The organism is Micromonospora sp. CPM1, from assembly GCF_023896895.1.
Classification (GTDB): Bacteria; Actinomycetota; Actinomycetes; order Mycobacteriales; family Micromonosporaceae; genus Micromonospora; species Micromonospora tulbaghiae.
In genome coordinates this window covers 83179-103325 of record NZ_JAMHIU010000015.1, presented here as the reverse complement: position 1 = coordinate 103325, position 20147 = coordinate 83179, and the positions used below count along the sequence as shown (strand labels likewise).

Annotated in this window: 20 protein-coding genes; 8 read left to right on the top strand and 12 right to left on the bottom strand. The window is 74.3% G+C overall.

Annotated elements, in window-relative coordinates:
- The first annotated feature begins 5 nt into the window (after positions 1 to 5).
- On the top strand, positions 6 to 1013 hold the full coding sequence (locus M8C11_RS19625) for an EamA family transporter (protein ID WP_244933168.1): 1008 nt from the start codon (positions 6 to 8) through the stop codon (positions 1011 to 1013).
- Between the two features lie 11 nt (positions 1014 to 1024).
- The gene (locus M8C11_RS19620) at positions 1025 to 1654 is read left to right on the top strand and encodes an A24 family peptidase (protein ID WP_252451835.1); all 630 of its coding nucleotides are present in this window, start codon (positions 1025 to 1027) and stop codon (positions 1652 to 1654) included.
- A gap of 9 nt (positions 1655 to 1663) precedes the next feature.
- On the opposite strand, the gene M8C11_RS19615 is transcribed toward M8C11_RS19620, so the two are convergent.
- From M8C11_RS19615 to M8C11_RS19595, 5 genes are all read right to left on the bottom strand, one after another.
- A complete protein-coding gene (locus M8C11_RS19615) occupies positions 1664 to 4849 on the bottom strand; it encodes a UvrD-helicase domain-containing protein (RefSeq protein ID WP_252451833.1) in 3186 nt (1061 codons plus the stop codon).
- Positions 4850 to 4943: 94 nt separating this feature from the next.
- On the bottom strand, positions 4944 to 6206 hold the full coding sequence (locus M8C11_RS19610; RefSeq protein ID WP_252451831.1) for a metallophosphoesterase: 1263 nt from the start codon (positions 6204 to 6206) through the stop codon (positions 4944 to 4946).
- 20 nt (positions 6207 to 6226) lie between these two features.
- Positions 6227 to 6472, bottom strand: a complete 246-nt coding sequence (locus M8C11_RS19605; RefSeq protein WP_013289332.1) for a MoaD/ThiS family protein — start codon at positions 6470 to 6472, stop codon at positions 6227 to 6229.
- Positions 6473 to 6474: 2 nt separating this feature from the next.
- The gene (gene moaA / locus M8C11_RS19600; RefSeq protein WP_121683402.1) at positions 6475 to 7488 is read right to left on the bottom strand and encodes a GTP 3',8-cyclase MoaA; all 1014 of its coding nucleotides are present in this window, start codon (positions 7486 to 7488) and stop codon (positions 6475 to 6477) included.
- Entirely contained in the window at positions 7485 to 8399 is a 915-nt protein-coding gene (locus M8C11_RS19595) for a fructosamine kinase family protein (protein ID WP_252451829.1), read from the bottom strand. The genes moaA and M8C11_RS19595 overlap by 4 nt, the downstream gene beginning before the upstream one ends.
- Positions 8400 to 8551: 152 nt before the next feature.
- Between M8C11_RS19595 and M8C11_RS19590 the strand changes: the two genes are divergently transcribed.
- The gene (locus M8C11_RS19590; RefSeq protein ID WP_252451827.1) at positions 8552 to 9871 is read left to right on the top strand and encodes a DUF4192 domain-containing protein; all 1320 of its coding nucleotides are present in this window, start codon (positions 8552 to 8554) and stop codon (positions 9869 to 9871) included.
- A 4-nt stretch (positions 9872 to 9875) separates the two neighbouring features.
- Here M8C11_RS19590 and fdhD read toward each other — a convergent pair whose 3' ends face one another.
- The gene (gene fdhD, locus M8C11_RS19585) at positions 9876 to 10730 is read right to left on the bottom strand and encodes a formate dehydrogenase accessory sulfurtransferase FdhD (protein WP_121683399.1); all 855 of its coding nucleotides are present in this window, start codon (positions 10728 to 10730) and stop codon (positions 9876 to 9878) included.
- A gap of 281 nt (positions 10731 to 11011) precedes the next feature.
- Here fdhD and M8C11_RS19580 point away from each other — a divergent pair, with 281 nt between their 5' ends.
- The 3 genes from M8C11_RS19580 (at position 11012) to M8C11_RS19570 (ending at position 13274) form a co-directional block, all read left to right on the top strand.
- Positions 11012 to 11773, top strand: coding sequence for a molybdenum cofactor guanylyltransferase (locus M8C11_RS19580; protein WP_252451825.1), 762 nt, complete (start codon positions 11012 to 11014; stop codon positions 11771 to 11773).
- Positions 11770 to 12027: a DUF6457 domain-containing protein gene (locus M8C11_RS19575; protein WP_091415945.1), complete on the top strand. Its 258-nt coding sequence runs from the start codon at positions 11770 to 11772 to the stop codon at positions 12025 to 12027. Before M8C11_RS19580 ends, M8C11_RS19575 begins: the two co-directional genes overlap by 4 nt.
- Before the next feature lie 65 nt (positions 12028 to 12092).
- Positions 12093 to 13274, top strand: a complete 1182-nt coding sequence (locus M8C11_RS19570; protein WP_252451823.1) for a YbjN domain-containing protein — start codon at positions 12093 to 12095, stop codon at positions 13272 to 13274.
- Positions 13275 to 13280: 6 nt separating this feature from the next.
- Here M8C11_RS19570 and M8C11_RS19565 read toward each other — a convergent pair whose 3' ends face one another.
- Together M8C11_RS19565 and M8C11_RS19560 are read right to left on the bottom strand one after the other, a co-directional pair.
- Positions 13281 to 14237, bottom strand: a complete 957-nt coding sequence (locus tag M8C11_RS19565) for a zinc-binding dehydrogenase (RefSeq protein WP_252451820.1) — start codon at positions 14235 to 14237, stop codon at positions 13281 to 13283.
- 55 nt (positions 14238 to 14292) lie between these two features.
- Positions 14293 to 14751, bottom strand: a complete 459-nt coding sequence (locus M8C11_RS19560; RefSeq protein ID WP_013289323.1) for an Lrp/AsnC family transcriptional regulator — start codon at positions 14749 to 14751, stop codon at positions 14293 to 14295.
- 59 nt (positions 14752 to 14810) lie between these two features.
- On the opposite strand from M8C11_RS19560, the gene ddaH reads away from it, so the two are divergent.
- Positions 14811 to 15644 carry a dimethylargininase gene (gene ddaH / locus M8C11_RS19555; protein ID WP_199733089.1) on the top strand — a complete coding sequence of 278 codons (834 nt, stop codon included), beginning with the start codon at positions 14811 to 14813 and terminating at the stop codon, positions 15642 to 15644.
- Between the two features lie 66 nt (positions 15645 to 15710).
- On the opposite strand, the gene M8C11_RS19550 is transcribed toward ddaH, so the two are convergent.
- Together M8C11_RS19550 and M8C11_RS19545 are read right to left on the bottom strand one after the other, a co-directional pair.
- Complete coding sequence (locus tag M8C11_RS19550; protein WP_120572565.1) at positions 15711 to 16931, bottom strand: ABC transporter substrate-binding protein; 1221 nt, start codon at positions 16929 to 16931, stop codon at positions 15711 to 15713.
- Positions 16932 to 16979: 48 nt separating this feature from the next.
- The gene (locus tag M8C11_RS19545) at positions 16980 to 17807 is read right to left on the bottom strand and encodes a S9 family peptidase (RefSeq protein ID WP_252451799.1); all 828 of its coding nucleotides are present in this window, start codon (positions 17805 to 17807) and stop codon (positions 16980 to 16982) included.
- Positions 17808 to 17864: 57 nt separating this feature from the next.
- Between M8C11_RS19545 and M8C11_RS19540 the strand changes: the two genes are divergently transcribed.
- Positions 17865 to 18452 (top strand): bacterial proteasome activator family protein, encoded by a 588-nt coding sequence (locus M8C11_RS19540; protein WP_120572567.1) that lies wholly within the window; start codon positions 17865 to 17867, stop codon positions 18450 to 18452.
- Positions 18453 to 18487: 35 nt separating this feature from the next.
- Here M8C11_RS19540 and M8C11_RS19535 read toward each other — a convergent pair whose 3' ends face one another.
- On the bottom strand, positions 18488 to 19300 hold the full coding sequence (locus tag M8C11_RS19535; RefSeq protein WP_187691744.1) for an HAD family hydrolase: 813 nt from the start codon (positions 19298 to 19300) through the stop codon (positions 18488 to 18490).
- Positions 19300 to 20121: an HAD family hydrolase gene (locus M8C11_RS19530; protein WP_091413415.1), complete on the bottom strand. Its 822-nt coding sequence runs from the start codon at positions 20119 to 20121 to the stop codon at positions 19300 to 19302. The genes M8C11_RS19535 and M8C11_RS19530 overlap by 1 nt, the downstream gene beginning before the upstream one ends.
- Positions 20122 to 20147: the final 26 nt, after the last annotated feature.

Sequence of the window (20147 nt, the reverse complement as noted above, 5' to 3'; positions counted from 1 at the left end):
CCACGATGAGCTCACGCCCCACGAGTGCGACGAACGTCGTCGATTCCGCGACGCCGCCGGCCCGCACCGCGCTGATCTGGACCGCCCTCGTGCTGGTCTACCTGCTCTGGGGCTCGACCTACCTGGGCATCCGGGTCGCGGTCGAGTCCCTGCCGCCACTCATCTCCGCGGCGATGCGGTTCGCCGCCGCCGCGGTGGTGCTCGCCGTGGTGCTGCGCCTGCGGCGCGGACCGGGCGCTCTGCGGGTGCCCGCGCGCCGCGTCGGCTCCGCCGCGCTCGTCGGCGTGCTGCTGCTGGCCGGCGGCAACGGTCTGGTGGTGCTCGCCGAGTCCGGGCCACCGGGGACCGCCGTACCCTCCGGTGTCGCCGCGCTGCTCGTCGCCACGGTGCCGCTGCTCGTGGTGCTGCTGCGCACGGCAGGCGGGGACCGGCCGCGACCGTGGACGTTCCTCGGGGTGGCGCTCGGCTTCGCCGGCCTGGTCCTGCTCGTGCTGCCCCGCGACGGGGTGGACGGCGTGCCGGTGGCCGGCGCGCTGACAGTGGTGGCAGCGGCGGCGAGCTGGTCGGTCGGCTCGTACCTGTCCGGGAAGATCCTGATGCCCGCCGACCCGTTCGTGGCCACCGTCTACGAGATGGTGGCCGGCGCGGCGGTGCTCGCGCTCGTCGGCGTGGCCCGGGGCGAGCTGCGCGGCTTCTCCTTCGCCGACGTGACCGGACGGTCCTGGGCGGCGATGGCCTACCTGATGGTGGCCGGATCGCTCGTCGCGTTCACCGCGTACGTCTGGCTGCTCGCCCACGCGCCGATCTCCCTGGTCTCCACATACGCGTACGTGAACCCGGTGGTCGCGGTGGCGCTCGGCGCGTTGTTCGTCGCGGAACCGATCACCTCGCAGGTGCTGATGGGCGGCGCGGTCATCGTGGTCGGCGTGGCGGTGGTGGTGAGCACCGAGCGACCCCGCCGGTCCCCGCCACCAGCCGTCGACGGGGCAGCCGGAGAACCTGCCCGGCGGTAGCGTCCCGGCCCGTGTCGGCGCTGCTGGTGACGGGGGTCGCGCTGCTCGGCGCGACGGCCGGGTGGGCGGCCGTGCCGGTCGGCCGGTCGTTCGTCCCAGTGCCCGCCGACGGCGCTGGGCGCCGGGGCGCGTTCGCCCTGGCCGGCGCCGTGGTGTTCGGCGGGCTCGCCGCCGCCCGGGGCGGCGAGCCGGCGCTGCCCGCGTTGCTGCTGGTCGCCGCCGCCGGGCTGGTCCTCGCGGTCACCGACGTGTCCGCGCTGCGGCTGCCCGACCCGCTCGTCGGCGTGGTCGCGCTCGCCGGCGGGCTCGGCCTGACCGCTGCCACGGCGACCTCCGGTGAACCGCGCCGCCTGGCCGTCGCGGTGGCCGGGGCCGCGCTCTCCTTCACCGGGTACGCGTTGCTGGCGCTGCTGCCCCGCGCCCGGCTCGGCTTCGGCGACGTGAAGCTCGCCGCCGCGCTCGGGCTGCCGCTGGGCTGGCTCGGCTGGCCGGCGCTGCGACTCGGGCTGCTCCTGCCGCACGTGCTCGCCGGAGTCGCGGTGCTCGTCCTGCTCGCCGCCGGCCGGGTACGCCGGGACACCCCGGTGCCGTTCGGCCCGGCGCTGCTCGGCGGCGCGTGGCTCGCCGCCGTCCTCACCTGAGAGGTGCCGTCAGATCAGCCGGAGCTGATGGTCCTTCGGGCGGCGGGGTTCGGTCGCGTCCAGGCGCTCGAACAGCGCCGGATCGATCACGTCGAGGAACGGCGACGGGCGGGTGTCGCGTTCCGCGCCGTGCCGGGCGCGCCGGCCCGCGTGGCTGACGTAGAGCCGGTCCTGCGCCCGGGTCAGCCCGACGAAGAACAGCCGCCGCTCCTCGGCCACCGCGTCGTCGTCCGGCTCGGAGCCGGGCCAGCGCAGCGGCAGCAGACCGTCCTCGGCGCCGACCAGGAACACCACCGGGAACTCCAGGCCCTTCGCGGCGTGCAGCGTGAGCAGCGTGACGGCCTCGGCACGAGGGTCGAGCGCGTCCACCTCCGCGCCGGTGGCGAGCTGGTTGAGGAACAGCTCCAGGTCGTCGCCGCAGCGCCGGGCCAGCGGGGTGAGCAGGTCCACCGCCGTGCGGACGTCCTCGGGGCGTACCGCGCCGGAGCCGTCCAGCGTGGGCACCGCGAAGCGCTCGGCCAGGATCTGCCCGGCCTGGCGTACCCGGGCGGCGAGCGAGCCGTCGAGACCGGCGTGGCGCAGCTCGCGGGCGATGGCCGGCACGCCGGGACGGTCGCGCAGCCGGTCGTGCGAGCGCTTCTGCACCGGGATGTTCGCCCGGGCAAGCGCGTCCACGATCGGCGCGGCCTGCGCGTCGGTGCGGTACAGCACCGCGATGTCGGAGAAGGACAGCGAGGTGGCCCGCCCGTCGATCCGCCCCGAGTCGAGCGAGCGGTGGGACAGGCCGCCGACCAGCTCGTCCACGGTACGGACCACGAAGTCGGCCTCGTCATGGGCGGAACTCGCCGCGTACCGGCCGACGAGCGGCGCCTCCGGGTCGAGCCGGGCCGGGTCGAGACGCCGGCCGCGCACCAGCGACGACGGCGCGATGGCCTGCACGGCGGCGGCCAGGATCGGCGCGGAGGAGCGGTAGTTGCGGTTCAGCCGGACCAGCCGCGCGTCAGTGAAGTCCTGCGAGAAGCGCAGGAAGTAACCCACGTCCGCGCCCCGGAACGAGTAGATCGCCTGGTCCGGGTCACCGATCGCGCACAGGTTGCCGTCCGGCGGGCTGAGCAGCCGCAGCAGGTCGTACTGCACCGCGTCGACGTCCTGGTACTCGTCGACGAAGATCCACTTCCACCGCTCGCGGTACTCCCGGACCAGCTTCCGGTCGCCCTTCAGCAGCGCCACCGGCAGCGTCAGCAGCTCGTCCAGGTCGACCAGATCCCGCTTGCGCAGCAGCGCCGTGTACCGCTCGTCGTCGTCACCGGCCTCGGCGCGCGCCGCCGCCCGGTCCGCGTCGTCGGCGATCCGGAAGTCCGCCGGCAGCCCGGCCGCCGCCGCGTTCTCCCGCAGCACGGTCAGGCCGAGCGAGTGGAACGTGCCCACAGTGACGTCCTCGGCGACCGGGCCGAGCAGCCCGTCCAGCCGGTGCCGCAGCTCCTCGGCCGCCCGCCGGGTGAACGTGATCGCCAGGCACTGGTCCGGGAAGACGTTCAGCTCCGCACACAGGTACGCGATCCGGTGGGTGAGCGTCCGGGTCTTGCCGGTGCCCGGACCGGCCACGATCAGCAGCGGGCCACCCGGCGCCGACGCGGCCACCCGCTGCATCGCGTCCAGCCGGTCCAGCAGACCGGTGCCGACCTCCTCCATGCCGGCGAGCATCGGCTCGAACGGCTCGTGCGGGGACGGCGGCGGCGCGATCGGGGGCGCGGGCGGCGGCGTCCGCTTCGGCTCGGGCCGGGCCGCCGCCGGGCGCTTGGCCTTCGGCTTGGGCGCCGGCTCCGCGGGCCGCCGCTGCGCGGGCACCGGTACGTCGAACAGCGTCTCCTGCCCGGCCCGGGCACCCGAGGCGCCCAGTTCCGCCGGGTCGAACAGCGTGATCACGCCGTACTCGCCGTCGTAGCCCGGCACCCGGCGCACCTCGCCGCGGCGCAGCCGGCCGATGCCCTCCGCGAGCAGCTCGCCGCCGACGCGGCCGATCTCCTCGACCGGCGTACGCGTCAGGATCTCCAGCTCCGGGCCGAGCGCGGCGATCAGCTCGTTGAGCTTGCCCTCGACCTTCTTCGACCGCGCGCCGACCCGGTTCAGCTCGCCCAGGATCTCGGCCAGCGGCACCAGATGGGTCACCTCGCGGGCGTGCGCCGGACGATGCCCGGCCGGCCGGTCCGCCAGCTCCTCGATCCGGCTGAGTACGCCCACAGTCAGCGGCTTGCCGCACTCCGGGCAGCGCCCGCCCGCCTCGCGGGTCCGTTCCGGCGACCAGTTCACGCCGCACAGGCGGTGCCCGTCGGCGTGGTACTTGCCCTCCTCCGGGAAGAACTCCACGGTGCCCGCGAGCCCGTCGCCGGTACGCAGCGCCTCGCGGATGGCGAAGTAGTCGCGGGCCGCGGTGAGGACGGTTGCCTCCCGGGCCAGCGCGGGCGGCGAGTGCGCGTCCGAGTTCGACACCAGCTGGTAGCGGTCCAGACTGCCGACCCGCCAGTTCATCTCCGGGTCGGACGACAGGCCGGTCTCCACCGCGAAGATGTGCTCGGCCAGGTCGGCGTAGCAGTCGGCGATCGCGTCGAAGCCGGACTTCGAGCCGAGCGCGGAGAACCAGGGCGTCCAGATGTGCGCGGGCACCAGGAAGCCGTCCGGGCTCGCCTCCAGCGTGATCTCCAGCAGGTCGCGGGAGTCCAGCCCGAGGATCGGCCGGCCGTCCGAGCCGAGGTTGCCGATCCGGCCCAGCGCGGTGTTGAACCGGGCCACCGCGTCCAGGTCCGGCAGGTAGATCAGGTGGTGCACCTTGCGCGTACGGTCGTCGCGCTTGTAGATCGTGGAGATCTCCACGCTCAGCATGTACCGGACCGGGTCCGCCTCCGCCTCACTGGCGAGCCGGGGCGGCAGGCGCCGGGCGACGTCCCGCTCCGCCTCGGGCGAGAGCCGGTACAGGCCCGGCTCGGCCGGGTGCAGTGTCTCGCGCAGGTGGTCGTACCAGGCGGGATGGGTGAAGTCGCCGGTGCCGAGCACGCCGATGCCCTTACGCCGGGCCCACCAGGCCAGGTTCGGCAGGGTCAGGTCGCGGCTGCACGCGCGGGAGTACTTCGAGTGGATGTGCAGATCCGCGACGTACGGCGGGAGGCCACCGGGGGGTGCGGCGCTGAACGGAGGCACGCCGCATCCTGTCACGTCCGGTCCCCCGCCCGCCCGTCGCCACGCGTACGGGTGACCTGAGCAATGCGGTGCTGGACTCGGCGGCCCATGCACGCTATTGAGCGCGCAGCTCGACGAGCGTCACCTGGGGAGGCGCGCCCACCCGCACCGGCGGGCCCCAGAAACCGGCGCCGTTCGTGACGTAGACCTTCGTGCCGTCGACCTCGCCGAGACCGGAGACCACCGGCTGTTCGAGCTTCACCGCCAGGTTGAACGGCACCATCTGGCCGCCGTGCGTGTGCCCGGAGAGCTGGAGGTCGACGCCGAACTTCGCGGCCTCCTGCGCGGCCACCGGCTGGTGCGCCAGCAGCACCACCGGCCGGCTCGGGTCACGGTCGCCGAGGGCGGCGGCGTAGTCGGCGGGTGCGGCCACCCCGGTGCCGGCGGCGCTCACGTCGTTCACCCCGGCGAGGTCCAGCACGCCGCCCCGGGCCTGGATCTCCTGCCGCTCGTTCTGGAGCACGCGCAGGCCGAGCCGGTCCACCTCGCGGACCCACTCCTCCACGCCGGAGTAGTACTCGTGGTTGCCGGTGACGAAGAAGCTGCCGTACCGGGACTGCAGGTCACGCAGCGGCTCGGCGGCCTCGCCCAGCTCGGCCACCGTGCCGTCGACCAGGTCACCGACCACGGCGACCAGGTCGGCGTCCATCCGGTTGATCATCGCGACGATCCGCTCGGTGTGCGCCCGGCCGCGCAACGGCCCGAGGTGGATGTCGGAGACCGTGGCGATACGCAGGCCGTCCATGCTCCGGGGCAGCTTCGCCAGCGGGATCTGCACCCGGTCGAGCTGCGGCGGACCCATCGCGGTGCGGACGCCGTACCCGGTGACTCCGGCAGCGGTGAGCCCGGCGAAGATCGCCGCTCCGCGGGCGAGCAGCAGTCGCCGGGAGGGGTCGTGGTCCGGCGCGTGGGTACCGGCCGGCGGCGCGTCGGCGGGGTCGACCGGCGGCGGCGTCGCGCCCTCCGCCGTCGCCGCGCCCACGAGTGCGGGCTCGGGCTCCGGGCCCACGGCGACCGCCGAGCGGGCCCGGCGGCGCAGCACCAGCCGGACCACCGCGGTCGGCACCTCCAGCACCAGCAGCAGCACCAGCAGGTAGAACATCAGCGCGACCCAGAGGTAGCCGGGCCAGGCCAGCCAGTACCAGCCGTTGCGGGTGCCGGCCATGGTCACCGGTACGAGCACCGCCAGCGCCGCGATCGCCACGCCACCGGCCCGGCGCCACCGTCCGGGGCGCGTGGTGTCCCGGACCAGCCGCTTCCACAGGTAGAAGTGGATCAGGCCGATCACGAGCACGACGAAGCCCAGGAATGTCGCCATGGCCAGCACGTGTGTCCCCCTCAGCCGCCTGCGAAGGGCGGCAGCACGTCCACCGTCACCCCGGCCGGCAACAGTGCCCGTCGATCATGACAGGCCACGCCGTCGACCAGGAAACTCGCCGCCTTCAGCACCACCGCGAGGCGTTCGCCGTGCCGGGCGGCCAGGTCATCGAGGAGTTCGTCCAGGGACCGGCCGGCGGATGCGGTCTCCTCGGATCGTCCGGCGGCCGCGCGGGCGCCGGCGAAGTAGCGGACCGTGAGTTCCATCCTCAGCCTCCGATCGCCGACATCGAGCGCGCGGGCTGGAGGAACGCCGGGTCGTCGATGCCGTGCCCGGCCCGCTTGGCCCACATCGCGGCACGCCAGCGGCGGGCCAGCTCCTCGTCGTCGGCGCCGTCGCGCAACGCGCCGCGCAGGTCCGACTCCTCGGTGGCGAACAGGCAGTTGCGCACCTGGCCGTCGGCGGTGAGCCGGGTGCGGTCGCAGTCGCCGCAGAACGGCCGGGTCACGCTGGCGATCACCCCGACGCGGGCCGGCCCGCCGTCCACCAGCCACGTCTCGGCCGGTGCCGCGCCCCGCTCGGACGGGTCCGGCGTCAGCGCGAACGCGGCGTGCAGCGAGGCCAGGATCTCGTCGGCGGTGACCATGGTCGAGCGGTCCCACCCGTGCTGGGCGTCGAGCGGCATCTGCTCGATGAACCGCAGCTCGTAGCCGTGCGCGAGCGCGAACCGCAGCAGCTCCGGCGCCTCGTCGTCGTTCGTGCCGCGCATGAGCACCGAATTGATCTTCACCGGGGTCAGCCCGGCCTCCGCCGCGCCGGCCAGCCCGGCGAGCACGTCGGCGAGCCGGTCACGGCGGGTCAGCGCGGTGAACCGGTCGCGGTCCAGCGTGTCCAGCGAGACGTTGACGCGGTCCAGCCCGGCGGCGCGCAGTGCCGGCGCCATCCGGGCCAGGCCGATGCCGTTGGTGGTCAGCGAGATGCGCGGCCGGGGCGTGAGCGCGGCGACCGCCGCCACGATGCCGGGCAGGCCCGGGCGGATGAGCGGCTCGCCGCCTGTGAAACGCACCTCGGTGATGCCGAGCCGCGACACCGCGACACCCACCAGCCGGATGATCTCGTCGTCGGTGAGCAGTTGCGGACCGGCCAGCCAGGGCAGACCCTCGGCCGGCATGCAGTAGGTGCAGCGCAGGTTGCACTTGTCGGTCAGCGAGACCCGCAGGTCCCGCGCGACACGGCCGTACCGGTCGGCGAGGACGCCGTCGCTCGTCCCGGGGGCGCTCATCTGTCGACCGTAGCGCGGTCGGGCCCACGGAGGGCGGCACGGGCGGTCGAGCGCACCGCGTCCGCGTACGCCGCGCCGAAGATCGCGGTGTGCACGAGCAGCAGATGCAACTGGTGCAGCGGCACCCGTTCCCGCCATCCGTCGGCCGGCGGCCACGCCTCCCGGTAGGCGGCCGTGATCCGGTCCAGGTGCGGCGAGCCGCCGAACAGGGCGAGCTGCGCCAGGTCGGTCTCGCGGTGGCCGCCGTGCGCGGCCGGGTCGACAAGCCAGACCCGGCCGTCGGCGCCCCAGAGCAGGTTGCCGGGCCAGAGATCACCGTGCAGCCGGGCCGGCGGCTCGTCACCGCCGAACTCGCCGATCCGGTCGACGACCTGCTCGACGAGCGCGGCCCCGGCGTCGTCGAGCGCGCCGCCGTCGACCGACATGCGCAGGTAGGGCAGGAGCCGGTGCCGGGCGAACCAGTCGGGCCAGGGACCGGGGCCGGGCGTGTTGTCCTGCGGCAGCGCGCCGATGAACCCGGGCCAGTCCGCGCCGAACGCGGGTGCCCCGGCCCGGTGCAGCCCGGCCAGGTCGCGGCCGAACGCCTCCGCGGCCTCCGGCGTCGGTTCGCCGGGCTCCACCCAGTCGAGCGCCAGCAGGTCGGGCAGGGCGACGAGCACATCCGGTACGGGCACCGAGCCGGCCTCGCGCAGCCAGCGCAGCCCGGCCGCCTCGGCGGCGAAGAAGCCCTCCGGCAGCGCACGCGCCGCCCGTTCGGGCCAGGTCTTGGCGAACACCGAGTGCCCGTCGTCGAGCGTCAGCCGGGAGGCCGCGCAGATGTCACCGCCGGAGACCGGGGTCTCCCGGATCCGCTGGTGGGTCAGGAAGGTCGGCAGGTGCTCCGGGTGTGCCCGCAGGTATGCCAGGTCCATGAGCGCAAGGTAGCGGTTACCTCGGACATCCGTGTGCCGAGAAGCGCCGTCGATCACCGTTGACCTGGACCGATACGCTCCGTATCTGTGGACGGACCGCGTGTCGTCCACAGGGGCGGACGCGGTGACCCGCGACCGCCCACGCTCCCGGCATGAACTCCACCGAGCCAGCGCGCCTCTCCGTCCGCTCGCCGGCCGACATGGTCGCGGCCGTGCCCTACCTGCTCGGCTTCCATCCCGACGACAGCGTCGTGGTGGTCGCCGTACGCGGCCGGCGCGTCGTCTTCGCCGCCCGCGGCGACCTGCCCGCGCCGGGAGCCGACCCCGGCCCGGCAGCCCGGCACCTGGCGCACGTGGTGGCCCGGCAGGACGCCGACGCCGCCACTGTCGTCGGCTACGGTCCGGCCGCCCGGGTGACAGGCGTCGTGGACGCGATCGGCGACGCGCTGACCGCCACCGGGGTGGTGGTGCTCGACGCGCTGCGGGTCACCGAGGGCCGCTGGTTCTCGTACCTGTGCGCCGAGCCGTCCTGCTGCCCGCCCGAGGGCACCCCGTACGACCCGGCCGCCAGCCAGGTCAGCGCGGCGGCGGTGTTCGCCGGTCAGGTGGCCCTGCCCGACCGGGCCGCGCTCGCGGCGCAGGTGTCCCCGCTCGACGGGCCGGTCCGGCTCGCCATGCGCCGGGCCACCGGGCGGGCGCGCCTCCGCCTGGCCGCGCTCACCGGACGGCCGTCCTCGTCGTCGGCGGAAAGCCCGGTCAGCGGAGCACCGGCCGACGGCTCCGGGCCGCACGTGAAGTCCCCGGTTCCGGGCGACGGCTCCGGGCTGGGCGAGGCCGTCCCGGTTTCGGCCGACGGTCCCGGGCTGAGCGGGGAGCCGCTGGTCCCGGCGGACGGTCCCGGGCTGGGCGGGGAGCCGCTTGTCTCGGCAGACGGTCCCGGGTCGGGTGGGGAGCCGCTGGTCCTGGCCGGCGGTCCCGGGTCGGATGGGCGGTCGCCGGTCGCGGACGGCGGTGCCGGATCGGGTGGGGAGCCGCGGGCCGTGCGGACGGCGGGCACGGCGGCCGTGCGAGCCGCCTTCCGGCGGCAGCGGCGCGGCGAGCGGCTGGACGACGACGAGGTGGCCTGGCTGACAGTGGTCCTCACCCACGTCGCGGTACGCGACCACGCCTGGTCCCGCACCGACGGCCGGGACGAGGACATCAGCCTCTGGACGGACGTGCTGCGACGCGCCGAGCCGGACCTGATCGCCGCGCCGGGCTGCCTGCTCGCGTTCGCCGCCTGGCGCTCGGGGCACGGGGCACTGGCGGCTGTCGCCCTGGAACGGGTGCTGTCCGCCCACCCCGGCTACTCGCTCGCGGTGCTGCTCGACGAGGCACTCCGGCGCGGAGTCGCCCCGTCCGCGCTGGACGGGTGGCCCGGTTCCGACGACGGCGCGGTGCTGCGGCGCCGCCGACGACGGCCGCGCCGGTGAGCCGTCAGCCGCCGACGCGCGCCGCCCCGGTGTAGACGTTCATGGTCGGCCCGCGCAGGAAGCCGACCAGCGTCATCCCCGCCTCCTCGGCCAGCTCGACCGCGAGCGTGCTCGGTGCGGACACCGCCGCGAGCAGGGGCACGCCCGCCATCCACGCCTTCTGGGTGAGTTCGAAGCTGGCCCGTCCGGAGACCAGCAGTACGTGCCCGGCCAGCGGCAGCCGCCCTTCCCGGGTGGCCCAGCCGAGCACCTTGTCCACCGCGTTGTGCCGCCCGACGTCCTCGCGGAGCACGACCAGTTCCCCGTCGGGGGTGAAGAGGCCGGCGGCGTGCAGGCCGCCGGTGCGGTCGAAGGCACGCTGCGCGGCGCGCAGCCGGTCCGGCAGCCCCGCGAGCAGGTCGGCGGTGACCACCAGCGGGTCGTCCTGCACCGCGAACTGCGAGCGGGTCCGCACCGACTCGATGCTCGCCTTGCCGCACACGCCGCACGAGCTGGTGGTGTAGAAGTTGCGCGAAGGGTCGGTGACGGGTTCCGGCACGCCGGGCGAGAGCACCACGTCGACCACGTTGTAGGTGTTCGGGGTCTCCGCCCCGGCGCAGAGCTGCGCGGTGTGCACGTCCTCCGCCGACCGGATCAGCCCTTCGGTGAGCAGGAAGCCGATGGCCAGGTCCAGGTCGTCGCCGGGCGTACGCATAGTCACCGCCAGCGGCCGGCGTCGGCCGGGGCCGGCCGCGCCGACGCGGATCTCCAGCGGCTCCTCCACGGCCAGGGTGTCCTGCCGGCGGATCCGCCCCCGGCCGTCCCCGGCCGCGTCGAGGTCGATCCGCAGCACACCACGTCGATCCGTCGCCCGTCCCATGCCGCCATCCTTCCCGGCCACCCCGCCGCCCGCACCTCGCCCCAGGTCTTCCCACCCTCACCCACCCCACCCACCCCGGCCCCCGGCCGGCCCGCCCGGCCGGCCTCGGCCGACCCAACCCCGATGATCGACACGAGTTCGGCGAAGTGGCGGTGTCGGAGGCCAATGGATGCCACCACTCCGGCGAAAAGCAGTGGATCAACGTCGGAAAACCGCCGAACAACGCCGGGCGCCGATCCGAGCCGGGAGGCGGCGGTCGTGGCTGTGGCTACTGTGAGGCGGTGACGGGGTACGCGGCGATCCTGCTCGCCGGTGGCGCGGCCCGGCGGATGGGCGGGGTGGACAAGCCGGCCCGGGCGGTCGGCGGCCGGCCGATGCTGCACCGGGTGCTGGACGCGGTGGCCGACGCGGACCAGCGGATCGTGGTTGGCTCGTCCGGCCCGCTGCCCAGGGGAGTCCGGACGGCCCGGGAAGAGCCGCCCGGGGGCGGTCCGGTGGCCGCTACGGCAGCCGGGCTGGCGTGGCTCGACCCCGGTACGACGACAGTCGCCGTGCTCGCCGCCGACCTGCCGCTACTCACCACGGCAGCGGTGGCCGAGCTGCGACGCGCGCTCGACGCCCGTCACTCCCGCGACGACCCGCCGCCTGCGCTCGACGCCTGTCAGTCCCGCGACGACGCGCCCGCGCTCGACGCCCGTCACTCCCGCGACGACCCGCCGCCTGCGCCAGCCGCCGGGCCGGAAGACGCACCTGCCGCCGCCCGGCGGGAGACCCTGGACGGTCGATACGCCGCGCTCGCCTGTTACGTGGACGGCGACGGCCGCCGCCAGCACCTCTGCGCGGTCTGGCGGTTGCCGGCCCTGCGGGCCGCCCTCGACCGGCTCGCCGCGACGCGGGGCGGCTCGCTCGACGGGGCGCCGGTACGCGGGCTGCTGGCCGGTGTCGCCGTACGGGAGGTGTCCTGGTCCGGCTCGGGGCCGCCGCCCTGGTTCGACTGCGACACTGACGAGGACGTACGCCGGGCGGAGGAGTGGACGAGATGACGGTGCTGGACGACTGGGTCACGGCGGTCTGCGCCGAACTGGACCTGGACCCGGCGGGGGTGCCCGTGCCGACGGTGCTCGACGTGGCCCGGGACGTGGCCCACCAGGTGGTCCGGCCGGGTGCGCCGGTCACCGCGTACCTGCTGGGGCTGGCGGTGGGGCGCGGCGCGGACCCGGCCGCGGCGGCCGAGCGGCTCAGCGCCCTGGCCGGTTCCTGGCCGGTGGACCTGGGCGGTTCCACACCTGGGGATTAGCGCCTCGCGCGGGATTCGGTCCCCTTCGCGCGTGGGTAGGGTGGCGGGAACGGACGGAGGCGATCATGACGGCAGACCACCCCTCGGCGCCGGTCGACGAGCCTGCCGGCGGCACGCCGGAGCACCACGCCAGCGGCGGCACGCCGGAGCGCCACGCCAGCGGCGGCACGCCGGAGCACCACGCCACCGGCAGCGCGCCGGAGCACCACGAGTCGATCCTGCTCGACGAGCCGACCACTGCTGATCTGCGGGCCAAGGTCACCGAGGCCTGGCGGGAGTTCGCCCGGGCGCTCGCCGACCGGCTGCGCGGGCTGCCCGCCGGTGGGCACCTGGAGGTCACGCTCGACCCGACCGCCTCGGGCACCGGCGACGCCGTCTACTCGGTGAGCGTGGACGCGGGCGAGGAGGGGCGTCTGTCGGCCCGCGCGGTCGGAAACGCCACGCTGCCGCAGGGCTACCGGCTGGACCGGGCCGCGGTGGCCGACATGGTGGCGCTCGGCTGGTCGCCGCCGGGTGTGGTGCCGGGCTCCGGGGAGCAGTTCGGGCTGGACTGCGGCGTCGACGAGGCGACCCGGCTGGCCGCCGTGCTGTCCCGGACGCTGCGGGACGTCTACGGCGCCCCGCATCCGGCCTTCCTCGTCTACCTCGTGCACGACGCCGAGGGCGAGGCGCTGCCGGTGGAACCGCTCGGTACCGCCCGCAGCGAGTTCGGCCCGGACCGCGACGTCGAGGCCGACCTGGACGAGGCGCTGGCCGCGGCGGCCGCCGCGCAGTCCGGTGAGAACGACGTGCTGGCGCTGGAGGAGCGGGTCCGCACCGTCGTGTCGACCATGCTGAAGTCGGCGTCCGACCAGCTCCAGGTCGACTCCGACGGCGACATCAACATCCGGGCCGGCTCGGCCATGGTCTTCGTCCGGGTACGTGACAACCCGCCGCTGGTGGACGTGTTCTCGCCGGTGCTGACCGAGGTCGAGCCGACCGAGCGCCTCTACGTGAAGCTCTCCGAGCTGACCAACCGGATGCCGATCGGCCGGCTCTACTGTGCGGACGACACGGTGTGGGCGTCGATCCCGGTGTTCGGCCGCAACTTCCAGGCCACCCACCTGATGCTCGCGGTGCAGGTGATGACCGGTCTCGCCGACGAGCTGGACGACCGCCTGCACGGCGAGTTCGGCGGCAAGCGCTTCTTCGGTGAGGGCGACAAGCCGGCCCGGGCCGAGGAGCACCGCACCGGCATGTACCTCTGAACGCGGCTACCGTACGTCGAGCAGCGTCTTGCCCACCGTCTCCCGGGCCTCGATCGCGGCGTGCGCGGCGGCGGCCCGTTCCAGCGGGAAGCGCTGCCCGATCAGCGGACGTAGCCGCCCGGCCGCGCCCTCGCCGAGTGCCGCCTCGGTGAGGGCGCGCAGTTCGTCCGGGCCGGGCCGGGGGCTCAGCAGCGTGACTCCGCGTGCGGCGGCGGACTCGGCCGGGATGTCCGCCCAGGCGCCGCCGGCCAGCCCGAAGCTGAGCATCCGTCCGCCGGGGTCCAGCAGGTCGAACGCCTCCCGGGCGAGCGGCCCGCCCACGCCGTCGAACACCACGTCGACGGCGCCGACGGCGTCCCGGACCCGGCCGGTCCAGCCGGCCCGCCGGTAGTCGACGACCACGTCGAGGCCGGCGGCGCGCAGCACGTCCACCTTGCGGTCGCCGCCCGCGGCGCCCACCACGGTGGCGCCGGCCGCCGCCGCCAGCTGTGTGAGCAGCGATCCGACCCCACCGGCCGCCGCCTCGACCAGGACCCGGTCGCCCGGCCGCAGCCCGGCCGCGCGGGCCAGCATCAGGGCGGTCCGGCCGTCGGCCATCAGCGCCACCGCCGTGTCGAGCGCCAAACCCGGGGGTACGGCGACAGGCGCGCCCTGGTCGACCACGACGCGCTCGGCGTACGCGCCGGTGCCGCCGGTGGCGGTGACCACGACGCGGCCGGCGAGCGCCGGGTCGACGTCCGGTCCCAGTGCGGTGATCGTGCCGCCGACCCCGTTACCGGGGATCACCGGGAGTTCGGCGCCGAACGGCCCGAACCCGCTGGCCCGGAACATGGTCTCGACGAACGTGATGTTCGCGTGTGCCACGTCGACGAGCACCTGGCCCGGTCCGGGTGCCGGGTCGGGTGCCGTCCCGGGCACGAGCATCTCCGGTCCGCCGAACTCCCGCAGCCACACCGCACGCATACCGCCCCCTCGCTTCGAGCCGGTCACCAGTGCACGACATGAAGCGAGGTTGAGGTCAAGGCGTCGACGGTCCGACGCCGGGGGACTCGACCAGCCGGGAGAGCACGATGGTGCTGCGGGACGAGGTGACGAACGATTCGGCGCGCAGCCGTTCCAGCGCCTCCTCCAGGTGGGAGATGTCCGCGGCGCGCAGGTGCACGAGCGCGTCCGCCTCGCCGGAGACGGTGTACGCGCCGACCACCTCGGGGTGCCGGCGGGCGGCGGCGCCGATCTGCGCCGGGGTGGTCCGGCCGGCGCAGAACAGCTCGACGAACGCCTCGGTGGTCCAGCCGACGGCGGCCGGGTCGACGACGGCGGTGAACCCGCGGATCACCCCGGCGGATCGGAGTCGGTCGACCCGTCGTTTGACGGCGGGGGCGGAGAGTGACACCCGGCTGCCGATGTCCGCGTACGAGGCGCGGGCATCCGCGACGAGTAACGCAATGATTCGCTGGTCGACCGCGTCTATCTGCAACGTTCTGCTCCTGGGAAGCAATGCTTGTGGCTGTTACCAAAGTTGTACCGTACCTACTCTTGGTGACCGTGAACCAGCAGCGAGTCTCGCGAAAGCGGACATATCTCATGTGCTCGCCCGAGCACTTCACGGTCGAGTACGCGATCAACCCGTGGATGGACGTGACCACGCCGGTCGACGCCGACCTGGCGGTCAAGCAGTGGGACCGGCTGCGCGAGACGCTCGTCGGGCTGGGCCACGAGGTGCACCTGCTGACTCCCGAGGCGGGCCTGCCGGACATGGTCTACGCGGCCAACGGCGCGTTCGTGGTCGACGGCACCGTCTACGGTGCCCGGTTCAAGCACGAGCAGCGGTCCGCCGAGGCCGCCGCGCACCGGGCGTTCTACGAGCAGCACGGCTGGCGGTTCATCGCGCCGAGCGAGACCAACGAGGGTGAGGGCGACTTCGCGTACCTGCCGGAGGCGCACGGCGGCCTGGTCCTCGCCGGGTACGGCTTCCGGACCGAGCCGGCCGCGCACGCCGAGGCGCAGGAGGCGCTCGGGCGGCCGGTGGTCTCGCTGCACCTGGTCGACCCGCGCTTCTACCACCTGGACGTCGCGCTGGCCTCGATCGACGACGAGAACATCGTCTACTACCCGGGGGCCTTCTCCGCCGCCAGTCAGAAGGTGCTGGCCCAGCTGTTCCCGGACGGGATCGTCGCGGACGACGAGGACGCCCTGGCGTTCGGCCTGAACCTGGTCAGCGACGGGCTCAACGTGGTGCTGAACAACGAGGCGACCCGGCTCGCCGGCAAGCTGAAGGCCGCCGGCTACCACCCGGTCCCGGTGGAGCTGGCCGAGCTGAAGAAGGGCGGTGGCAGCGTGAAGTGCTGCATCGCCGAGCTGCGGCACTGAGCCACGCCTCGACGCGAAGGGCGGCCTTCCGGTGGGAGACCGCCCTTGCGCGTGTACGGGGGCCGGTCAGCCCAGCGTCGCCAGCTCGTTGATCACGACGTTGGAGAGCAGCCGGCCGTCGGTCTGCACCCGGCGGAGGTACCACTTCTGCTGCGGCGTACGGGTCTGGTTGAACTGCCAGGTGCCGCGCGGGCTGTCCACCTGGCCGACCTTGCCGAGCGCCAGGTTGACCTGCTGCGGCGAGGGGTTCCCCCCGGCCAGCCGGATCGCCTTGTCCAGCACCAGCGCGGCGTCGTAGGAGGCCATCGCGTACGTGGTGGGCGCCGAGTTGAACGTCTTCCGGTAGGCCGAGGCGAAGATCCGGTTCGCGGTGTTGTTGAGGTCGGCCGAGTAGTTCAGCGCGGTCTCGATGCCGTACGACTCGATGAGCTTGCGCTCGCGGCCCTTCTCCCCGTCGTCGAGCTGGTCGAGCGCGGTGCCCTCGGTGAGGAAGCCGGGGGCGTAGATCGGTCCCCGGTAGCCCTGGGCGTATAGCTGTTTGACGAACTGCACCGCCTGGGCGCCGGAGTAGTGGCAGAACACCGCGTCCGGCTTGCGCCCGAGCGCCTTGCGGATCGGCCCGGAGTAGAGCGACCGGGAGGGGTTGGGGTCGTCCTCGGTGAAGATCGGGTCCTCGGTGAGCCGGCGGCCCCGCTCGTACGCGCGCCGCAGCCCTTCGATGACGTCCTGGCTGCCGGGGCCGCGGGTGCCGAAGATGGCGATCCGGCTGGAGGCGTCCAGCTTTTGGCGCAGGTACTCGCCGAGCGCCTCGCCGGGCTCGGTCAGCACGTACGACGTGCGCCAGATGTAGACGACGCCCTGGAGCGTCGACGGGGAGGCGTTGGAGCCCAGCAGGGGCACCCGGGCCTCCTCGACCGCGTCCTTGATGCCGGTCATCACGGTCGGGCTGACCACGCCGGTGAGCGCGAGCACGCCCTCCTTGAGCAGCCGGTCGACGGCGGCCTTGCCGGTGGCGGCGGTGTCGCCCTCCTCGGCGGTCACGAGCGTGACCGGGTGGCCGGCGATCTGCTGACCGCGCATGCTGAGGAAGAGCTGGAAGCCGTTGGTGATCTCGTCGCCGATGGCCTTGTTCGCCCCGCTGCCGGGCACGATCAGTCCGACTTTGATCGGGCTGCCGGATCCGGCCTGTTCCCCGGAGTCGTCCCCGGAGCCGCACCCCGCCGCCAGTCCGGTGGTGCCCAGCGCGGCCAGCAGTTGCAGGGCCCGCCTGCGGTTCATCTGTGCCACCGACTTCCTTCCCGACGGGGCGGCCATGGTGCACACCCCTTCGGCGTTCTACCTGGTCGACGACGCTGCGTCAATGCCCGGAAGATCATCGTGAAGCGACCGCAACGCCTCGATGACCCGGGGCCATGCGGTGGAGCCCGGTGCGATCAGCCCGAAATGCTCACATTCGGGCAGCTCAACGAGCGTGGCCGAGCCTCCAGCGGCCTGATCTGCGGCTATCCAGGACCGGCTGATCGCGATCGGAACCTGCATATCTCGATCACCATGAATTACTACTGTACGTGTTCGGACGGGTACCAATACCGATGGATCGGCCGCCGCGTACCGGTCCGGCACGTCGTCCGGGCCGCCGCCGAGCAGCGCGGCCACCGCCCCCTCGTCCAGGTCCAGCCGGTACGCCTGCGCGAGGTCGGCCACCGGTGCCAGCGCGAGCACCCCACCGACCGTCTCCGGGGCGTGCGCGGCCACGTACAGGGCCAGGTGCCCGCCCGCGGAGTGACCGACCAGGATCGGCGGCACGGGCGCCACCCGGCCGGGCAGCGCGGCGGCGGCGAGTTCCGGCAGCGCGGCGATCCCGGCGCGGACGTCGGTGAGCGTGTGCGGCCACCCTCCGCCCGGCCGGCCGGTCCGCCGGTACTCGATCTGCGCGACCGGGTGGCCGAGCGCCGCGAGCGCCGCCGCCATCGGGCCGGTGTGGGTCCGGTCGTACTCCGCCCGCCAGAAGCCGCCGTGCACCACGACCACGAGCGGCCGGGGCGGCCCGTCGCCCGCCGGGAGGCGCAGGTCGGCGCACTGGTCCGGGTGGTCGCCGTAGGAGACCGTGGCATCCGGGGGCGGGGACGGGCGGGTCAGCACCTCGCGCGGGTCGGAGAGCATGCGGCGACGGTAGCGTCCACCGGTCCGGCCGCGTGCACATGGTCGGCGTGGGTAAAGATGGGTGCCATGACCGAAGCGCACTCCGCCGGACACGACGACGAACAGGGCAACGATGGCATCCCCGGCACCGTGGTGGTGGTCGGGCCGGACGGCCGCCCGGTCGGCACGGTGCAGACCGACGAGGGCAAGGGCGAGGACCCGACCCGTCTGGTCGAGCAGCCGGCCAAGGTGATGCGGATCGGCAGCATGATCAAGCAGCTGCTGGAGGAGGTGAAGGCGGCGCCGCTCGACGACGCGAGCCGGCACCGGATGCGGGAGATCCACGAGCGCTCGATCGTCGAGCTGAAGGAGGGCCTCGCCCCCGAGCTGCGCGAGGAGCTGGAGCGGATCTCGCTGCCGTTCACCGAGCAGCAGGCGCCGAGCGAGGGTGAGCTGCGCATCGCGCACGCCCAGCTGGTGGGCTGGCTGGAGGGGCTGTTCCACGGCATCCAGGCCGCGCTGGTGGCCCAGCAGATGGCCGCCCGCGTCCAGCTGGAGCAGATGCGCTCCGGCCGCCAGGCGCTGCCGAGCGGCCCGGGCGGCGTGATTCCGGGCATGCCGGGGATGCCCGGCGGCGAGGGCCACGCGCCCGGCCAGTACCTGTGACCCGTCGGCCGGGGCGCGTCACGCGCCACGGCCGCTCAGTCCACCCCGAAGACCTTCTCCAGGTACGCCGCGACGCCGTCCTCGGTGTTGGGCCCGGTGACCTCGTGTGCGATCTCGCGTACGGCCGGGTGGGCGTTGGCGACAGCCACCGCCCGTCCGGCCCAGGCCAGCATCGGCACGTCGTTGGGCATGTCGCCGAAGGCCAGCACGTCCCGCTCGCCGATGCCGAGCCGCTCCGCGTACCAGGCCAGACCGGCCGCCTTGGTGACGCCGGCCGCCGAGATCTCGATCAGCCCGCTGTACGACGAGTGGGTCGCCTCGGCCAGCCCTTCCAGCGCGCCCGCCACCACCTGCACGAAGACGTCCGGGTCCTGCTCACCGGCCCGGGCCAGCAGCTTCACCGCGGGCGCGGACAGCAGCTCCTCGGGCGACTCGACGGCCCGGATCGCGTCGAGGTCGGCGTCCCAGCGCAGCGGGTAGTGCGCCTCGTGCCGCATCTGCCGGCTGTCCACGATCTCCACCGCGAAGCTGACCCCGGGCACCTCGGCGCGCAGGCGCCGGGCCACCTCCGCCAGCAGCTCCGGGGCGAGCGGGTCGGCCCGCAGCACCTGGTCGGTGACCGGGTCGTACACCACCGCGCCGTTGGCGCAGATCGCCGGCAGCGGCTCGGCGAGCTGCTCGTACACCATCTGGAGCCAGCGGATCGGACGGCCGGTGACCAGGACCACCGGCGTGCCGGCGGCGTTGATGCGGGCCAGCACCGCGGCGGTACGCGCGCTGAGCGTCCGGTCGTCGCGCAGCAGCGTGCCGTCGATGTCGGAGGCGACGAGGCGAGGTGGATCTTCCATCACCGGGAGAGTAGCCGGTCCAGGTAGACCGCGACGCCGTCGTCGTCGTTGCGCAAGGTGATCTCGTCCGCCGCGGCGCGCACCTCCGGGTGGGCGTTCGCCACCGCCACCCGGGCCCAGCCGGCCCAGTCGAACATCGGCAGGTCGTTCGGCTGGTCGCCGAAGACCAGCACGTCGGCCGGGTCCACGCCGAGCCGCTCGGCGATGACACTCAGCCCGCTGGCCTTGTCGGTGCGGGGCGGGCAGATCTCGACGAAGTCGAGCCCGGCCTGGGTGAGCGTGGCCACGTCCGGTGGCACGATCGCCCGCGCCGCGGCCAGCAGCTCGTCCACGTGGTGGTCGGCGGTACGCGCGAACGCCTTGATCACGTCGCAGGACAGGCACTCGACCCGGCTGCGGGCCTCGAACCGGTCCGGGTAGGGCCAGCTCGGGTGGTAGTCGCCCCAGAGCGGCGCGTCGTGCTCGTCCGACGCCTCCACCATCACCGTGAGCGGGCCGACCGCCGCCTCCAGGTCGGTGAGGATCCGGGCCAGCACCTCACCGGGCAGCCGCTCGTCCCGCAGCACCAGGGGCCCCTCCGGGTCGCTCTGGTCCACCACCCGGCCGCCGCCGGCCATCACCAGGAAGTCGGCGGCCCGGATGTCGTTGCGGGTGAGTTCGGTCAGGCGCGGTCCACGGCCGGTCGCGCCGACCACCGGGATCCCGGCGGACCGCACCCGGTCCAGCACCCGATGGGTGTACGCGGAGACGGTCTCGTCGCTGCGCACGAGCGTGCCGTCGAGGTCGGTGGCGATCAGCTTGGGCAGTCCCGGGCGGGTCATGGTTCCTCCTTCGCCCGCCGCCGTCA